Origin of the sequence: Candidatus Thiodiazotropha endoloripes, from assembly GCF_001708965.1 — a bacterium.
Lineage (GTDB): Bacteria > Pseudomonadota > Gammaproteobacteria > Chromatiales > Chromatiaceae > Thiodiazotropha > Thiodiazotropha endoloripes.
Window position 1 is genome coordinate 1,442,217 of the sequence record NZ_LVJW01000006.1, and the last position, 16,985, is coordinate 1,459,201.

At 53.2% G+C, this 16,985-nt stretch carries 16 protein-coding genes; 11 read left to right on the forward strand and 5 right to left on the reverse strand.

The window, feature by feature from the left end:
- Positions 1–17 precede the first annotated feature (17 nt).
- The 4 genes from A3193_RS17155 to A3193_RS17170 all read left to right on the forward strand — a co-directional run bounded on the left by A3193_RS17155 (position 18) and on the right by A3193_RS17170 (position 3,753).
- Positions 18–743, forward strand: a complete 726-nt coding sequence (locus tag A3193_RS17155; RefSeq protein ID WP_235615027.1) for a class I SAM-dependent methyltransferase — start codon at positions 18–20, stop codon at positions 741–743.
- A 136-nt stretch (positions 744–879) separates the two neighbouring features.
- Positions 880–1,143, forward strand: a complete 264-nt coding sequence (locus tag A3193_RS17160; protein ID WP_235615028.1) for a FeoA family protein — start codon at positions 880–882, stop codon at positions 1,141–1,143.
- A 22-nt stretch (positions 1,144–1,165) separates the two neighbouring features.
- Positions 1,166–3,520, forward strand: coding sequence for a Fe(2+) transporter permease subunit FeoB (feoB, locus tag A3193_RS17165; RefSeq protein WP_069003032.1), 2,355 nt, complete (start codon positions 1,166–1,168; stop codon positions 3,518–3,520).
- Complete coding sequence (locus tag A3193_RS17170; protein ID WP_083218122.1) at positions 3,520–3,753, forward strand: FeoC-like transcriptional regulator; 234 nt, start codon at positions 3,520–3,522, stop codon at positions 3,751–3,753. The genes feoB and A3193_RS17170 overlap by 1 nt, the downstream gene beginning before the upstream one ends.
- A gap of 61 nt (positions 3,754–3,814) precedes the next feature.
- On the opposite strand, the gene A3193_RS17175 is transcribed toward A3193_RS17170, so the two are convergent.
- Positions 3,815–4,402, reverse strand: coding sequence for an SPOR domain-containing protein (locus A3193_RS17175; protein WP_069003030.1), 588 nt, complete (start codon positions 4,400–4,402; stop codon positions 3,815–3,817).
- 5 nt (positions 4,403–4,407) lie between these two features.
- The gene (argS, locus tag A3193_RS17180; RefSeq protein ID WP_414630421.1) at positions 4,408–6,108 is read right to left on the reverse strand and encodes an arginine--tRNA ligase; all 1,701 of its coding nucleotides are present in this window, start codon (positions 6,106–6,108) and stop codon (positions 4,408–4,410) included.
- 330 nt (positions 6,109–6,438) lie between these two features.
- Between argS and A3193_RS17185 the strand changes: the two genes are divergently transcribed.
- From A3193_RS17185 to phoU, 7 genes are all read left to right on the forward strand, one after another.
- Positions 6,439–6,792 (forward strand): PilZ domain-containing protein, encoded by a 354-nt coding sequence (locus A3193_RS17185; protein WP_069004059.1) that lies wholly within the window; start codon positions 6,439–6,441, stop codon positions 6,790–6,792.
- Positions 6,793–6,952: 160 nt separating this feature from the next.
- The gene (phoB, locus tag A3193_RS17190; RefSeq protein ID WP_069004057.1) at positions 6,953–7,645 is read left to right on the forward strand and encodes a phosphate regulon transcriptional regulator PhoB; all 693 of its coding nucleotides are present in this window, start codon (positions 6,953–6,955) and stop codon (positions 7,643–7,645) included.
- Positions 7,646–7,854: 209 nt separating this feature from the next.
- A complete protein-coding gene (locus A3193_RS17195) occupies positions 7,855–8,901 on the forward strand; it encodes a PstS family phosphate ABC transporter substrate-binding protein (protein WP_305782058.1) in 1,047 nt (348 codons plus the stop codon).
- 76 nt (positions 8,902–8,977) lie between these two features.
- Complete coding sequence (gene pstC / locus A3193_RS17200) at positions 8,978–10,360, forward strand: phosphate ABC transporter permease subunit PstC (protein WP_069003027.1); 1,383 nt, start codon at positions 8,978–8,980, stop codon at positions 10,358–10,360.
- Positions 10,353–11,651, forward strand: coding sequence for a phosphate ABC transporter permease PstA (gene pstA / locus A3193_RS17205; RefSeq protein WP_069003026.1), 1,299 nt, complete (start codon positions 10,353–10,355; stop codon positions 11,649–11,651). The genes pstC and pstA overlap by 8 nt, the downstream gene beginning before the upstream one ends.
- Positions 11,652–11,684: 33 nt before the next feature.
- Positions 11,685–12,545: a phosphate ABC transporter ATP-binding protein PstB gene (gene pstB / locus A3193_RS17210; protein WP_069003025.1), complete on the forward strand. Its 861-nt coding sequence runs from the start codon at positions 11,685–11,687 to the stop codon at positions 12,543–12,545.
- 18 nt (positions 12,546–12,563) lie between these two features.
- Positions 12,564–13,298 (forward strand): phosphate signaling complex protein PhoU, encoded by a 735-nt coding sequence (phoU, locus tag A3193_RS17215; RefSeq protein WP_069019548.1) that lies wholly within the window; start codon positions 12,564–12,566, stop codon positions 13,296–13,298.
- 82 nt (positions 13,299–13,380) lie between these two features.
- Here phoU and A3193_RS17220 read toward each other — a convergent pair whose 3' ends face one another.
- The 3 genes from A3193_RS17220 to A3193_RS17230 all read right to left on the reverse strand — a co-directional run bounded on the left by A3193_RS17220 (position 13,381) and on the right by A3193_RS17230 (position 16,480).
- Positions 13,381–14,295: a Tll0287-like domain-containing protein gene (locus tag A3193_RS17220; RefSeq protein WP_069003024.1), complete on the reverse strand. Its 915-nt coding sequence runs from the start codon at positions 14,293–14,295 to the stop codon at positions 13,381–13,383.
- 8 nt (positions 14,296–14,303) lie between these two features.
- Complete coding sequence (locus A3193_RS17225) at positions 14,304–15,326, reverse strand: sulfurtransferase (RefSeq protein ID WP_069015366.1); 1,023 nt, start codon at positions 15,324–15,326, stop codon at positions 14,304–14,306.
- Between the two features lie 824 nt (positions 15,327–16,150).
- A complete protein-coding gene (locus tag A3193_RS17230) occupies positions 16,151–16,480 on the reverse strand; it encodes a hypothetical protein (protein ID WP_141694550.1) in 330 nt (109 codons plus the stop codon).
- Between the last annotated feature and the right edge of the window lie 505 nt (positions 16,481–16,985).

Here is a 16,985-nt window from a genome sequence, read left to right on the forward strand (position 1 = left end):
ACTGGAGCAGTCATAAAATGTCAGCAAATCAAATGGTTCTTGATCGGCCTGAAGCCTATGTCACAGGTCAGGAACTGGACCTCATGGAGCAGCTTCTGCGGTTCGATGGGATGCGCGGAATCGAGCTGGGTTGCGGCGCTGCCTGGCTGACAAAAACCCTGGCCCGGCGCTATCCCGATTCCCGTTTCATCGCCACCGAGGTGGACACTATTCAACACCGGAAGAACCTGCAGGAGTCGATTGGCAATCTCGAGTTCCGGCTTGAGGGGGCGGAGTCGATCAGCGAGCCGGACGAGAGTCTGGATGCGGTCTGGATGTTGAAATCTCTCCACCATGTACCCACCGATCTGATGGTGCAGGCGATGGATGAAATAGCACGGGTGCTCAAACCCGGTGGTTATGCCTACTTCTCCGAGCCGGTCTACAGTGGTGAATTCAATGCCCTGATGAGCCTCATCCATGATGAGAAACAGGTGCGGCAAGCGGCATTTAACGCGATCTGCCGTTTGGCGGAACGGGATGATATGACCCTGCAGCAACAGCTGTTTCTCAATGTGCCCGGCTGTTACGAGAGCTGGGAGGTGTTTGAATCCCGTTTTCTCAAGGTGACCCATACCAGGCTGGATCTGGATCAGCAAAGATACCAGCAGATCAGGCAGGCCTTCAGTGAGCACCTGGGTGATGACGGGGCCCATTTTCTCAAACCCCATCGAATTGACCTGTTGAGAAAGCAGCCGCGATAGTGCGACTGGACTGGGATTGAGTACGTGTCTATTAGTTAATCGGCAATTACTTTAAAAAGATCGTTGCATAGCAGTGGGAACCCTGCTCTAATGAGAATCATTAACATTTGATGGCTGAACACTCTCTGCAGGACAAGTGGCTTTGAAATCTACCCTCTCAGACGATCTGGTGAAACTGTCTGATTTGCCGGTCGGCAGCCGAGCCGCAATCAAACGGGTAAAGGGTGGTCGGCTTTTGGTCCACCGGCTGCTCAGTCTTGGCCTGCGAACGGGTTCTGAAATCGAATTGCTGCAACGTCGTGGGAGCGGTGTGGTTGTGGCTTGTCAGGGCAGTCGGGTGGCTTTGGGCGCCGGTGTGGCGGAGAAGCTGCTGCTCAGCCCGGTCGACAAAACGGTTTAATCCAAGGATCCAGTAACGCGAAATGGCCTGCCACGACACCGAATCATCTAGTAGTAGACCCAATTCGGGCATCCTGACCATTGCCCTGGCCGGTAATCCCAACTGCGGCAAAACAGCCCTGTTCAATATCCTCACCGGTATCCGTCAGCGTACCGGTAACTGGCCTGGGGTCACGGTTGATCGCAAGGAGGGTCAGTTCACCATCGACAGTGACGAGGTGAATGCTGTCGATCTACCCGGTATCTACTCTCTCGATGCATCCTCCCAGGATGAGAAGGTTACCCGTGACTATCTGCTCTCCGGTGAGGCGGATCTGATCGTCAATGTGGTGGATGCCTCCAATCTGGAGCGGAATCTCTATTTCACCGTGCAGATGCTGGAGATGGGAGTGCCCCTGATCCTCGCCTTGAACATGATGGATGTGGCGCGCAAGCGCGGTCTTGAGATCGATATTCAGCGTCTCAGCGAAGAGCTAGGCTGCCAGGTGATACCCATTGTGGCGGTCAGTGGTGAGGGGGTCACCAAGCTCAAAGGCACGATTCAGGATCTGGCCGCTGAGCGGGTCAAGGGCGGTTTTCCGTTGGCCCAGGATGAGGTGGTTGAGCAGGCGATCACCGATCTGGAGAGTGGCTTGCAACTGCCGGAGAGTCGTTACCATTCTCAACGTCGCTGGTTGCTGCTGAAGATGCTGGAGGGGGATGAGTTCGCCCTCAACTATGCCGATGATTTGTTGCATGAACGGATCCGGCATTGGGGCAAAATGATCGAGGACCGGGTGGACGAGGAGCTCGATATTCACATCGCCGACTCCCGCTTCAGCCATGCCCATGCGATTGCCCAGATCGCCACCCGTAACCATGGCCGGCTGGAAAAGACGGTCAGTGACCGGATCGACAAGCTGGTGCTCAGTCGCCTCTTCGGTATTCCCATCTTTCTTGCGGTGATGTATCTGATGTTCATGTTCGCCATCAACATCGGCGGCGCCTTCATCGACTTTTTCGATGGGGTTGCCGGCGCGCTGTTTGTCGATGGTTTCGGCCGCCTGCTGAACAGCTGGGGATTGCCGGACTGGCTGGTGGTGCTGCTGGCGGATGGTGCTGGTGGTGGCATCCAGGTAGTGGCCACCTTCATTCCCATCATCACCGCTCTCTATCTGTTTCTCTCGGTGGTGGAGGATTCCGGTTACATGGCCCGCGCCGCCTTTGTCATGGACCGCTTCATGCGCTCCATCGGACTTCCCGGCAAGGCCTTCGTGCCGATGATCGTCGGCTTCGGCTGTAACGTGCCGGCGGTGATGGCGACCCGAACTCTGGAGAGTGAGCGGGAGCGAAAACTGACCATCCTGATGAACCCGTTCATGTCCTGTGGCGCCCGCCTGCCGGTCTATGTGTTGTTTGCTGCGGCCTTCTTTCCAGAGAGTGGTCAGAACCTGGTCTTCGGTCTCTATCTGATCGGCATCATGGTGGCCATATTGACCGGACTGATCATGAAGAAGACCCTGCTCTCCGGTGAGAGCTCGGGTTTCATGATGGAGCTGCCCCACTACCACATGCCGACCCTGCGCGGGGTGATGCTGCGTACCTGGGACCGGGTGAAGCTCTTCATCAAAGAGGCGGGGCAGGTGATAGTGCTGATGGTGCTGGTGATCAACACCCTCAACTCAATCGGTACAGACGGCAGCTTCGGCAATGAGGATACGGAGCATTCGGTGCTCAGTGCGGTGAGCAAGGCGGTAACCCCGGTGCTCTCGCCGATGGGCATCTCCGAGGATAACTGGCCGGCGACGGTTGGGGTGTTTACCGGGATATTGGCCAAGGAGACCGTAGTGGGTACCCTGGATGCACTCTATACCAATCTGGCCAATGATGAGGCGGGCATTACACCGCAACACGATGCGTTCGACTTCTGGCGAGCCATCCGTGAGGCAGCGGCCAGCGTACCGGAGAATCTGCTGGGCGTGAAGGACTTGGTCACCGATCCTCTGGCAATGGATGTGGGGGATATCTCCAATCAGCAAGCGGCGGCTGAAGCGCAGGAGATCAATGTGGGGGTCTTCGGCGCCATGGCCGCCCGTTTCGATGGCCAGGCCGGGGCCTTCGCCTATCTTCTGTTCATACTGCTCTACTCACCCTGTGTGGCAACCATCGGCGCGATCCGCCGGGAGGCCGGTGCGAAATGGGCCGCCTTCGTCGTCGCCTGGTCGACAGGCGTCGCCTATATCAGCGCCAGCCTCTTCTATCAGCTCTCCACCTATGACAGTCATCCTGACAGCGGGCTGTTCTGGGTGATTGTTCTGATCGGCATGCTGGTGGCCACCATCGCCGGGTTGAGATTCTGGTCGCTGCGAGATCAGAGCAACACCGAGGTGGAAGCCTGATGCTGTCAGCGATTCGCGATTATTTGCAGCAGCGTGGTGAGGCGTCCCTTGCCGATATCTCCCGGCATCTGGACGCGGATTCGGATGCGGTGCGGGGCATGCTCGAACAGTGGGAGCGTAAAGGCCGGGTTGAGCGACGCAAGGTGAAGGCGGAGTGTGGCAGCAGCTGTAACCGTTGCGATCCCTCGTCAATGGAGCTCTATGTGTGGCGTGGTGGAAAGCGTTCCTCCTGAGCGTGGAATAACCCAACATCCAGCCTAGCGCGATTTGCCTTTATTCGCAGATTATCAAATCTTACTCTTTCAGCTTGATCACCAGACTGGTAATGCCGTTTTGCTTGGCCAGTTTACGGGCGCTGTTGAGTTGCGACTGTGACCGGTAGGGACCACTGCGCACCCGGTGGTAGGTATCCCGGTTGTTGATGCTCACCCGCTGAATCTCAGCTTCGATACCGATCAGGGCCAGTCTTGCCTTGAGGCGATCCGCATCCTGGTGCTTTCTGAATGAACCCATCTGCAGGATATAACCCCCGTTGCTGCGCTCACGGCTCACTTGGCGATTCTCGCTTGGGCTGGGTCTGCGCGGTGTGGCTGTTGGTTCGGGGGTGACGATCTCCTCATCCGGAATCACCACCTCCATTTCCGGCAGGATGGTATAGAATTCGAAGTTGGGTTTTGGGGCCGTCTGTTGCGGTTCCCGGCTCTGTTGTGGTTTGGTGGCAATGCCGGGGATTTCGTGACTTCTGAGCTGCTGACCCAACTGCAGCCAGGCCAATCCCGCCAGAAACAGCCCGGCCACCAGACCGCCGAAAAAGAACAACCCGTGACTGCAACTGGTGGGGCGCTTTTTCTTGCTCCCTGCTCGGTGTTTGTAGTCCGCCACGTCAGTTACATCTTCTCAGGTGCGGAGACACCCAGCAGTCCCAGGCCGTTACGAATCACCTGGCGGGTCGCGAGGATCAGCTGCAGGCGGGCATCGCGCAGTTTGGCATCCTCCACCAGGAACTTGTGGGCGTTGTAATAGGTATGGAAGTCGGTGGCCAGGTCACGCAGATAGTGGGTCAACTGGTGTGGCTCTTCACTCAGGGCGGAGAGCTCCAGTGCTTCCGGGTATTTTGCCAGGTTGGTCAGCAGGGCCTCTTCCTGGGGTTCGACGAGGCAGGCGTAATCGATCGCATTGGCGTCGCTGGCGATGGTGATCTGCTGCTCGGCCGCCTGCTGCAGCACACTGCAGATCCTGGCGTGGGCATATTGCACGTAGTAGACCGGATTGTCGTTGGACTGGGATTTGGCCAGATCCAGATCGAAATCCATGTGCTGCTCACATTTGCGCATCACATAGAAAAAGCGGGCCGCATCGGCGCCAACCTCTTTGCGCAGCTCCCGCAGGGTGACGAACTCACCGGATCGGGTCGACATCTGCATCTTCTCACCGCCACGGTAGAGAATGGCGAACTGCACCAGCAGTACATCGAGCTTGTCCGCATCCTCACCCAGCGCCTGCAGCGCCGCCTTGACCCTCGGCACATAGCCGTGGTGGTCGGCACCCCAGACATCGATGACCCGTTCGAAACCGCGTTGCAGTTTGTCCAGGTGGTAGGCGATATCCGAAGCGAAGTAGGTGGTCTGGCCATTGTCCCTTACCACCACCCGGTCTTTTTCATCACCGAAATCGGTCGAGCGGAACCAGAGCGCGCCACCTTTTTCATACAGGTGTCCGCTGCCACGCAGGCGTTCGATCACCTGGTTCACCGCGCCGGACTCCATTAGACTGCGTTCGGAGTACCACTCCTCGTAGTTGACCCCGAACAGGGAGAGATCGTCGCGGATATCGTCGAGTATGGTGTTCAGGCCCAGCTCGAAGACGAACCGGTAGCGGTTGTCTCCCAGCAGCTTTTTCGCCTGCTGGATCAGGCCGTCGATATGGGCCTCTTTGTCACCACCGTCGGGCTCGTCGGCGGGTACTCCCTCAAACAGGGTCTCCGCCGCAACTTTGTAATCCTCGCCATGGTCCCGGTGCAGGGTGGCGGCGATATCCCACACATAGTCCCCTTTGTAGCCGTTGGCGGGAAAGGTCAGGCTCTCGTCACACAGTTCCAGGTAGCGCAGCCAGACCGAGGTGGCGAGAATATCCATCTGCCGCCCTGCGTCGTTGACGTAATACTCCCGGTGTACCTGATAGCCCACCGCTTCGAGCAGGTCGGCGACCACCGAACCATAGGCCGCTCCCCGACCATGCCCCACATGCAGGGGACCGGTGGGATTGGCTGAAACATATTCGACCTGAACCTTTTTGCCTGCTCCCAGGTCGCTCCGTCCATAGCGATCGGCCTGGTTGATGATGGTGGGGATCAGAGTGTGATAAGCCGTTGATGAGAGTGTGAAATTGATAAATCCGGGTCCGGCGATATCGCACTTTTCCACCAGCTCGGAGGCGGGCAGGGCATCGATGATCGCCTGCGCCAGCTCTCGGGGGTTTTTGCCCGCCGGTTTGGCCAGCACCAGCGCCGCATTGGTGGCGAAGTCACCATGCTTGCTGTCTCTTGCCCGTTCGATTTTGGGCGCCGTCAGGGAATCGGACGGTATCATGTCCTGGGCGGCGAGTTGCTGCAGCGCCGTGACTACCAATTGCTCGATTTGCTTCTTCATTTCAGATGTCGGATTTACCACTTTCAGAGGCGGGCAAGGATACCAGGAATTGGCCTGTTCGTGGGAGATTCCGGAGAATTTGTTGCATTTCGAGACATTGTCGAAAAAATTGCTGAATCTGGCGTTAACTCCGGGTAAAAGCCGTGATGGCAGGCCCGGTTTGAGCTGAAAAATGTAATGATTTCAGGTCAGAAAGGCTTCATCCTCTGGTCACACGTTAGTCATATTGGCTACCTACACTTGGTTCACGAAGATACCAAGGAAAAGAAAATGCCAGTCGAGAAACGATACAGTAAACGCTATCCGATGGATGGCGAGGTCTATATCCGCTACAGAAAACAGCGGTTGCTTCCGGCAAAAGCGGTGAACTGCTCCATGCAGGGGATCTACCTGCGTACCGAAAGCCTGACCATGCTGACCGGGTCGCTGGTGGAATTGGAGCTGTTCCGTGGTGGTCGGCAGTGGTCGATCATGGGGGTGGTCACCCACACCCAGCAAGATGGTGTCGGGGTGATGTTCTGGAAACCCCAGGCAGAGCTCTATGAGTCGGTGATTGCGGAAGCTTCTGATCTTAGAAGAGTTGCCGCCGTACCTCAGCCCACCCCTGTGGATGTTCACCCTTAGGGCCTATTGGATCAGCGTTAACAGGCTCTAATAACCAGGATCCCAACCCGGTCACAATCACATGGAGTGTCTGATGGAAACCGCTGGTCCATTGTCATCTCCATGTAACAAACCTCCTGTTTAATAAGGCGCTAAATATTGGCAGCCTATGGACACGGAGATGACAATCCCAAGAATACTTGCAGTAGACGACGAACCAGCGGTTGGCGAGATGCTGCGTTTCATCCTCGAGCAGGATGGTTTTCAGGCGGATTTCGCTGAAGATGCGACCCAGGCGATCAGTCAGATCAAAAAGTCCCGTCCCGATCTGATTCTGCTGGATTGGATGCTGCCTGGGATGAGTGGTGTCGAACTCGCCGGTCGCTTGAAAAAAGATCGGGAGACCGAGTCGATACCGATCATCATGCTCACGGCTAAAGGCGAGGAGAACGACAAGGTCACCGGGCTGGATATCGGTGCCGAAGACTATGTCACCAAGCCTTTCTCCGCACGGGAACTGCTGGCCCGAATCCGCTCCATTCTGCGCCGGGTATCACCCCTGCTGGCCGGGGAAGTGCTGGACTGCGGCGGTCTGCAACTCGACCCGGTCAGCCATCGTGTCACCTCGGATGAGGATGTGATCGAACTGGGTCCGACAGAGTTCCGCCTGCTGCACTACTTCATGACCCACCGGGAGCGGGTCTTCTCACGCAGTCAGTTGCTTGACCGGGTCTGGGGAACCAACGTCTATATCGAAGAGCGTACCGTCGATGTGCATATCCGGCGTCTGCGCAAGGCGCTGGAACCCTCTGGTAAAGAGAAGCTGCTGCAGACTGTTCGGGGTGCGGGCTACCGTTTTTCCGACAAGCTTTAGTGTTTCAGCAAGACGACTAAGTCAAGGATGTCGCGTCCTGATCTACTGAGGCCGATTGCGATTCAATGGAATGTGGCAGAGGTTCTTATAACTGTAACAAAACTGTCATCTAAATCTCATCCAGTATTCATCTTGCAGGCCTATGCTCTGCGAACCTAATAAAACGTCAAATGTTTTTTGGTTGACTAAATTCTCGGAAGGAGAGAAATATTATGAAGAAGCTGATTTCAGCAGCGGTCGCGATTTCGCTGACCGGTTTTGTGGGCATGGCCTCAGCCCGCGACTACATCAGCGTAGTCGGTTCCTCTACCGTATACCCATTTGCTACCGTGGTTGCTGAGCAGTTCGGCAAAACCAGCAAGTTCAAAACCCCGAAGATCGAATCAACCGGTTCCGGCGGTGGTTTGAAACTCTTCTGCGCCGGTGTCGGTGTCGAACATCCTGACATCACCAACGCTTCCCGTCGCATCAAGAAATCTGAAGTTGAGCGCTGCGCTGGCAACGGCATCAACGACATCATCGAAGTCAAAGTCGGCTACGACGGTATCGCCCTGGCCAACTCCAAGAAGGCTCCTCAGTTCAAAGTGACCCGTAAGGACATCTTCCTGGCTCTGGCCAAAGAGGTTCCGGATCCTAAGGATCCCATGAGCGGCAAACTGGTTGCCAACCCTTACATGACCTGGAAAGACGTGAACAAAGATCTGCCTGACATGGCAATCGAAGTACTGGGTCCTCCTCCCACTTCCGGTACCCGTGACGCTTTCGCTGAGCTGGCAATGGAAGGTGGCTGTAAGAAGATCGATTGGATCAAAGCCATGAAGAAGAAGGACAAGAAAGCTTACAAGGCTCTCTGCCACACCGTTCGTGAAGACGGCAAATACATCGAAGCCGGTGAGAACGACAACCTGATCGTTCAGAAACTGGAAGCCAACAAAGGCGCCCTGGGCGTATTCGGTTACAGCTTCCTGGATCAGAACTCCGACAAGGTTCAGGGTTCCCTGATCGACGGCGTTGCCCCGACTTTCGAACTGATTGCCGATGGCAGCTATCCGGTTTCCCGTCCGCTCTACTTCTACGTGAAGAAAGCACACATGGGCAAAATCCCCGGTATCACTGAATATCTGGCTGAGTTCAGCAGTGATAAAGCCTGGGGCGAAGAGGGCTATCTGGCTGACAAGGGCCTGATCCCGATGCCTACTGAAGAGCGTAAAGCTTTCAAGAGCGACATCGAAGCGATGAAACCTCTGAAGCTCTAATGGGCTGAAGCTTTGGCTGCAAGAAGCGGCTGCTTGTGAAACACAAGTAGCCGCTTTTTTCTGGGTAGTAAGAAAGATGCATACATCCACACTGATTATTCTGCTATTGGGCCTGATGTCGCTGGCCTATTACTTCGGGCGCAAACGCTCTCTCACTCTTGTTGGGGGAAAGGTTCGCGATCTTCATTCACTACCCTCTTACTATGGAATGCAGACCGCCATGTGGTGTGGCATTCCGGCACTGATTCTATTGGCGTTTTGGTTATCCTTCGAAGAGTCTGTGGTCACCGGTATGGTGGTCGAATCGCTTCCGCAAGAGGTTCAGAACCTGCCCCCTGAGCGCCTTGATCTTGTTCTAAACGATGTTCGAAATCTGTCACAAGGTGATATTGTCTCCTCGACAGTTGATCAAACCATGCAGCAGGCGGCAGATCACTACACCAGTCTGATGAGCATCAGCCATATGGCGCTTTTCGTGGTTGCGCTGAGTGTGGCGATACTGGCTGGCCTATGGGCGCAACGCACCATCACGCGTGAACAGAGGGCGCGAAACCGGGTTGAAAAAGCGATTAATTTCTTTCTGCTTTCAAGTTCAACCCTGGCGATATTCACGACCGTAGGTATCGTGCTTTCAGTGCTGTTTGAATCTGTCAGGTTCTTTCAGCAAATCCCAGTTACAGAATTTTTGTTCGGTCTGGAGTGGTCGCCGCAGACCGCCATAAGACCTGATCAGGTTGGATCATCCGGCGTGTTCGGCTCTGTGCCTCTGTTCGCGGGCACCATGCTGATCACCCTGATTGCGATGATTGTCGCCGTACCCATCGGCCTGATGTCGGCGATCTACATGGCGGAGTATGCCAGTAAACATTTCCGTACCCTGGCCAAGCCGGTGCTGGAAGTGTTGGCTGGTATTCCCACCGTTGTATATGGATTCTTCGCGGCGCTGACCGTGGCCCCGTTCTTCCGGGATCTGGGGACCGACATCGGCTTGACTGTCTCCTCTGAGTCGGCTCTGGCTGCAGGCGTTGTAATGGGTATCATGATCATCCCATTCGTATCCTCTCTTTCCGACGATGTAATCAACGCTGTCCCACAAGCAATGCGTGACGGCTCCTATGGCCTGGGCGCCACCCGTTCCGAAACCATCCGTAATGTCATCATACCGGCCGCACTGCCGGGTATCGTGGGTGGTGTATTGCTGGCAGTTTCCCGTGCCATCGGTGAGACCATGATCGTGGTCATGGCCGCCGGCCTCTCCGCCAACCTTACCGCGAATCCCTTGGAGGCGGTGACAACAGTAACCGTACAGATCGTTACTCTGTTGGTCGGGGATCAGGAATTCGACAGCGCCAAGACTCTGGCCGCCTTCGCCCTGGCGCTGGTGCTCTTTGTCATCACCTTGGCGCTCAACATGATCGCACTGCACATCGTACGTAAGTATCGGGAACAGTATGAATAATCAGCAGCAACAACATAAAAAAACCATGGATCGGGTGCAGAAGGGACTGGATCGCCGTTATCGTCAGGAGAGGCATTTTAAGTGGCTAGGTTTGGGTGCAATCATGCTGGGCCTGGTATTTGTCTCTTTTCTGTTTATCACGATTATCTCTAACGGTTACACCGCGTTTCAGCAGACCTACGTGAAGCTGGATGTGTTTTATGATCCGGAGATGATTGCGCCGATTGGGGAGACCGATCCGGAGCTGCTTTCAAGAGCCAACTATGGTGGATTGATCAAAGCCTCGATGCGGCAGATGTTTCCTGATGTGACCAATCGCCGAGAGAAAAAGGTGCTGTATGGTCTGATCAGTAGCGGCGCCACATATGAGATCCGGGATGCGGTGATGAATAACCCGGAACTGATCGGCACCAAACAGGAAGTCTGGGTAGTGGCTGACGATGATTTCGACATGCTGATCAAAGGTCATATCGACCTGCGCTTACCCGAGAGCGATCGCCGCATCAAGGATAATCAACTGGCCTGGATCCATGATTTACAGGAGCAGGACCGGGTAGAGAAAAGGTTCAATACCACCTTTTTCACAGCCGGTGATTCCAGAGAGCCTGAACTGTCTGGTATCAAAGGTGCTGCCTATGGTTCGTTCTTTACCTTGCTGATATGTTTGACCCTCGCCTTTCCGGTAGGTGTTGCCGCAGCGGTCTATTTGGAGGAGTTTGCTCCCAAAAACCGCTGGACCGATATCATCGAGGTGAACATTAACAATCTTGCTGCTGTACCTTCCATCGTATTCGGTCTATTGGGTCTGGCGGTCTTCATCAACTTCTTCGGTCTGCCCAGATCGGTACCCCTGGTTGGTGGTCTGGTATTGGCATTGATGACCTTGCCGACCATCATTATCGCCAGTCGAGCCGCACTTAAGTCGGTACCCCCTTCGATCAGAGAGGCCGCGCTGGGTGTTGGCGCTTCTCCGATGCAGACCATAACTCATCATGTAGTGCCATTGGCGCTACCGGGTATGTTGACCGGCACGATCATCGGCATGGCGCAGGCTTTGGGTGAGACCGCACCACTACTGATGATCGGTATGGTGGCGTTTATCGTAGATGTGCCGGGTAGCGTGATGGATCCGTCAGCTGTCCTGCCTGTACAGATCTATCTGTGGGCAGACAGTCCGGAGCGTGCCTTCGTCGAACGTACATCCGCAGCGATTATGATACTGCTGGCCTTTCTCATCAGCATGAATCTGCTGGCGGTCTGGCTGAGAAAGAAATTTGAGCGCCGTTGGTAGACTGGCGTAAGTGAGGAAATTGTGGAACAAGTAATGAATGAGACAAGTACCGCAACGCCAGGTTTAGCAGAAGAAACCGAAGCTGCTGCGGGAACAGTGCAGAGTACGGATGCCACCGTCGGTGAGATCTATGTTGATGATCCACGTATGACCTGCCGTAACGTCAATGTCTATTATGGTGAAAAGCAGGCGATTTTCGATGTCAGTCTGGACATCGGCAAGAACCAGGTGATCTCCATGATTGGCCCTTCCGGTTGTGGTAAATCAACCTTTCTGCGTTGCCTGAATCGGATGAATGACACCATTGATGTCTGCAGGGTAACCGGTCAGATAAAGATGGATGAGCAGGATATCTATGATGGTGGTTTGGATGTGGTTCCACTGCGCGCCAGTGTCGGTATGGTGTTCCAGAAACCCAACCCCTTTCCCAAGTCGATCTATGACAACATCGCCTATGGTCCGAAGATTCATGGTCTGAGTGATAACAAAGAGCACCTGGATTCGATCGTAGAGAGTTCACTGCAGAGAGCCGGTCTGTGGGAAGAGGCCAAGGATCGCCTCGATCAGCCGGGTACCGGTCTCTCCGGTGGTCAACAGCAGCGGCTCTGCATTGCCCGCGCGATTGCAGTCAGTCCTGAAGTCATTCTGATGGATGAGCCCTGTTCCGCACTCGACCCGATTGCTACGGCAAAAATCGAGGAGTTGATCGATGAGTTGCGAGAGAACTTTACCATCGCAATTGTCACCCACTCCATGCAGCAGGCTGCTCGTGTCAGTCAACGTACCGCCTATTTTCATTTGGGTAAATTGATCGAAGTGGGGGAGACCGATCAGATCTTTACCTCACCCAGACACAAACTGACTGAAGACTACATCACCGGCCGTTTCGGCTAACGCGAGGGCGGATCTGCAATGAATGACATGACAAACGGACATATCGTGAAGGCCTACAGCGCAGAGCTTAACCATCTGAATAAGCTGGTGCTGGATATGGGTACCATGGGGCAGGACCAACTGCGCAGGGCGGTGCAGACTCTGAAGGATGAAGATCCGAAGGCGGCCGGCCATGTGATCGACCGTGATCGTAAACTGAATGAAATCGATGTACAGGCGGATGAAGAGATTATCCGCTTGATCGCTAAGCGTCAGCCGATGGCAAAGGACCTTCGCGACATCCTGACCGTACAGAAGACCATCTCGGACCTGGAGCGGGTGGGGGATGAAGCGCGTAAGATCGCTAACCTCACCATCCATTTCTATGACAACGGGAAAAATCCTCCCAGCAAAGAGATTCTGCATGACATCTACGACATGTCGGAGTATGTCGATGAGATGCTGGGGCTGAGTCTGGTGGCCTTTACCGAGCTTGATCTGGACAAGGCGATGGAAGTGATTGAGATGGACAAAAAGCTCTACGAGGATTTCAGAGGAAGTCTGCGTCGTCTTTCAACCTTTATCATGGAAGATTCACGCAATGTAGGCTCTGTTGTGGATATCGTACTGGCGCTGCGTGCCCTGGAGCGGATTGGCGGTCACGCCAAGAATATCGGTGGCTTTGTGATTTTTCTGGTCACTGGAAAAGATGTTCGGCACGAGGACATTCATGCGATTACCGCTGAGATTGAAGCCAGCCGAGTGGCTGAATAGGCGCCACCAACAGACAACACTCCCCTCATAATGTCCCATCCCTCACGATCTTCTAGAGGGATGGGAATTCGTTATACCAGGTTCACTTATTGCCTTGAGAGAGTTTGCTGATCTTTTTTGCAGCAATGTTGACACTACGGCGCATCAGTTCGAATGAGCGGGTCAATGCACCAATCTCATCATCTCTTTCTGAGTAAAACGGTTGATTGCTACGCCCAAGGCTGACCTCTTTGGCGATCTCTGTGATCTCCTGTATGGGTTGAATGATCTTCTGCTGTACAACCCGGATAAGCACCAGTAGAACGATTGCAAAGAGTACAGTGATTGTTACGATGACAATCAGAAATCGTTTCAGAACGGCGGAGTTGAGATCGGCCAGGGGTACGCCGACCAGGCTGGCGCCGATGATCGTGCCGGTCTTCCAAGCGTATCCGGAATTTGTGCCGTAACGATCAACGATCTCCTGCGGTGCTGTTTTCGCTGAACCATGACAGATCAGGCAACCATCACTGACTTTTGTTGCAGCCGCGGAGATCAGGTATTGGTTACCCTGGATCTCACCGGTCATGACAAGACCGTCATCCGGGTTACCGTAGCGCAACATCTCCAGGACTTTGAGTTCAAGCCCTTGTGGGTAGTTGTCCTTATTGAGTGGATTGTCACTCACCATTCGGATCAGGTAGCTGGGTTGCAGTTTTTTGAACTGAGTTGCCAGCTCCTTTGCCATGACCGTGGATGAGACCACGGGAGGAAAGAAAACCCCCTGGGGTAGGAAGTGGGGTCTGGTCCGCTCCCTGACGATAGAGCGTGCTGAGCGGACCACGTCGACCATGAGCTTGAGTTCCTTGTCAGCTTGAGAATAGAGTTCATCCTTGGTGATGAAATAGATGGTCGGTATGGCAATTAAAATACTGACCAGATAGATGATAAAAAGCCCTCTATAAAAAGCAGTTGAAACAGATCCTGTTTTTGTTGTTTCCCGGGACGCAAGACTCATTGGACTTATCAGCAGCCTGGTTTGCTCAGACCTGACTTACAGGTTGCCGGAAGCGGTTCAAGCATCACTGTTTTAACCGGACGGTTCTGCAGGGTCCACTGGTGCATCGAACCATCGAACAGGCGTGCCATACTGTTGCCGACAAGTTCATGCTCGATAAACCAGGGACCGGCGGCAAGATGACCGCTATTGCAGTAGAAAATGGTCGGTTGGTCGGCTTCGATCCCGCTGATCTCCAGGATCGAACGGTAGGCCTCCGGGGAGTAGAATTTGATTGCATCGCGGTCTTTACGGAACAGCACTTCGGTAGGGAGCATTTTAGCGCCTCTGATATGACCGAAAGCCGAGACATAATCGCGCTTGTTGATGCCGTAGAATTGTTCTGTTCCACGGGCATCGACCAGTTGTACATTGGCTTCGGCGTTAGAGACGTCATTCGGAGTGGCGATCAGTTCAGTGCGGGTTGCAGTGGCCTTCCAGTTACCCGGAGTGGCGGATCCTTCAGTGGTGACCACCTTGTGTCCATCGTTGAGCCAAGCTGCCAGCCCGCCATCCAGTACGGCTACATTGTCTTCACCAAAGTACTTCAATTGCCAGAATAGCCGCAGTGCTTCGTTTACCCGCTTCGGAGTCATGCCGGTGGAAACGATGATAATCGGTTTGCCGGAGTGCAATCCGGCTGTTTGCATGAGTTTTTCGAAGTCATCTTTTTCCGGCAGAAGATATTTTACCTTCTGACCATCAACCTGACGTTCACCGCGAATCGATTTATAGGGCAGCAGAATGGCGTTTTCAATATGTCCACCAGCCTGTGTCAGTACTTCCCGATTCGCTTTTTCCTGTAGCTCAAACACAGGCTGGGTAGTGAAAGTTGGTTTGTTGGAACGTACATCGATGACTTGAACCTCTTGGAGATTCTTGGCCAGCCATTGGGTGTCCACGATTGAGCCGGGCAGTTGTGCAGCGGATGCGTTTCCGATCAGAATGGCGGCGGTAAATATTAGGGGCAATAAAATCCTGTACAGCTTCATTGGTTTCTCCTCATTAAATACTTTTAAATAATCTGAATGGGTAATCTCAAAAATAGTGTTGCTTATTGATTGGTGTGAGAATTTGATGGTGTTTATTACAAGTTGAGAATTGGGTTTAAAGGTTGGTGTTTCTGCTTGAGTCCTGGTGCTTCTCTATTGCTCCCTTCCATGTTGTAAGGGTTTGTCATCTTTCGTTGTGTTGATGGACTTATCGGGGTGTCTGCTGAAGTGGTATTCGGCCTGCTCCGAATGCTTCTGTAGCGATAGGATGGTCTGTGCAAATGGATTGGCCGGTGTGACCGGAAGAGTGTGTTGGATGGCTGGGTTAAGTTGATCGCCTGCAGGATTAACAGCACGGTACACTGGATTATCCGGATTTTCGGGCCAGTGATCCTGTCTTGATTCTGACTGTCTACGGATAGCCGTGAGCAGAACAGTCTGTTAAGACTGATTGGCGGTTTCAGTAACCGGTAACGCCAATACTCCATCGAATCACCAACAAACTGATGCGTATCAGTTCCTTATTAAATGAATCCAAGGTTGTGTGTTGATGTTCAGTGATCCTTCACATCCCTAATAAAGCCAGGGTAATCTAAACCAAATAAAATAACAGAAGCAATAACTATAACTAAATGGTGTTATAAAGCTTGCCTGTTTGTTTCATTCGGTGCAGCTGATAGTGAGCTCGTGTTGAATCGGATTGGTTTGTTGTTTTTGATGATTATGAGGCGGGTCTAAGAAAGCGTTTCTGGTGGTCTGAATCTATACAATTTCTCAAGCGCTGTTTGATGGTTCAAGCTGTACCGTGCTTTGCTTGCAGTCAGTCACACAGATTGGCTGATGATCTTATCGATCTTGAATAGAAGTGACTGTGCGATATCGGGCTGGTCGATCTCATCATTGATGACATCTTTGATTGAATCAAATTCTTTGCATTGTTCAATTGTATCCATAATGAAACTTCCCATCGGGCCAATCTCTTCCGGTAGACTGTTTTCGATTTCGGATCTCTGTTGAGTGGAGAGCAGTATCGGGCGACTGTCGTCGGTGTTGGGTATGACGAAGGCTTGCGGTTGTTCGGGCTCGGCTTGAACCATCTGTTCATGAATGGAGAGGATCTGGTTGAAGATGGTTTCGTTATCTTCAAGCTGCATCTTTTTTATCAGGCTTATACTCTGCTCGAATCGACAGGATCCATGCTTGATATTTGCGATCATTGGTATGGCTTTACCGCCGGTACGCAGTCTGCATTGGAGGGAGACGATACGCCCCTTGTCAAGGCCGAATGTGGCTGAGTGTTGTTCGCTGCTGACGATATAGAGATAGCCAGTGGAGTTGCTCTTGGCTAATAATCTCGCTAAGTGGAAGGTAGTTTGCTTTCATAAGTCACCAATCAGACTGTGATGCGGCCTGCTATATATCTGTTGATGTTTAATAAAACAGGTTTTAAATATAAATTGAAAACCTAACTTTACGCTTACTCGAATCGTAAGATCTTTTTAATAACATATAATTATTTAATATCCTAGCTTAACGACAGCTTATGCTTTTCGATTTGCATCGCAGTCGACAAGTGAAAGGATAGTGTTGGCAGACCCTGGTGTGTTGCGCTTTATCTGTCCGGTGGAAATAGTGCGAAGCAATTCACTTGTCAGTTTT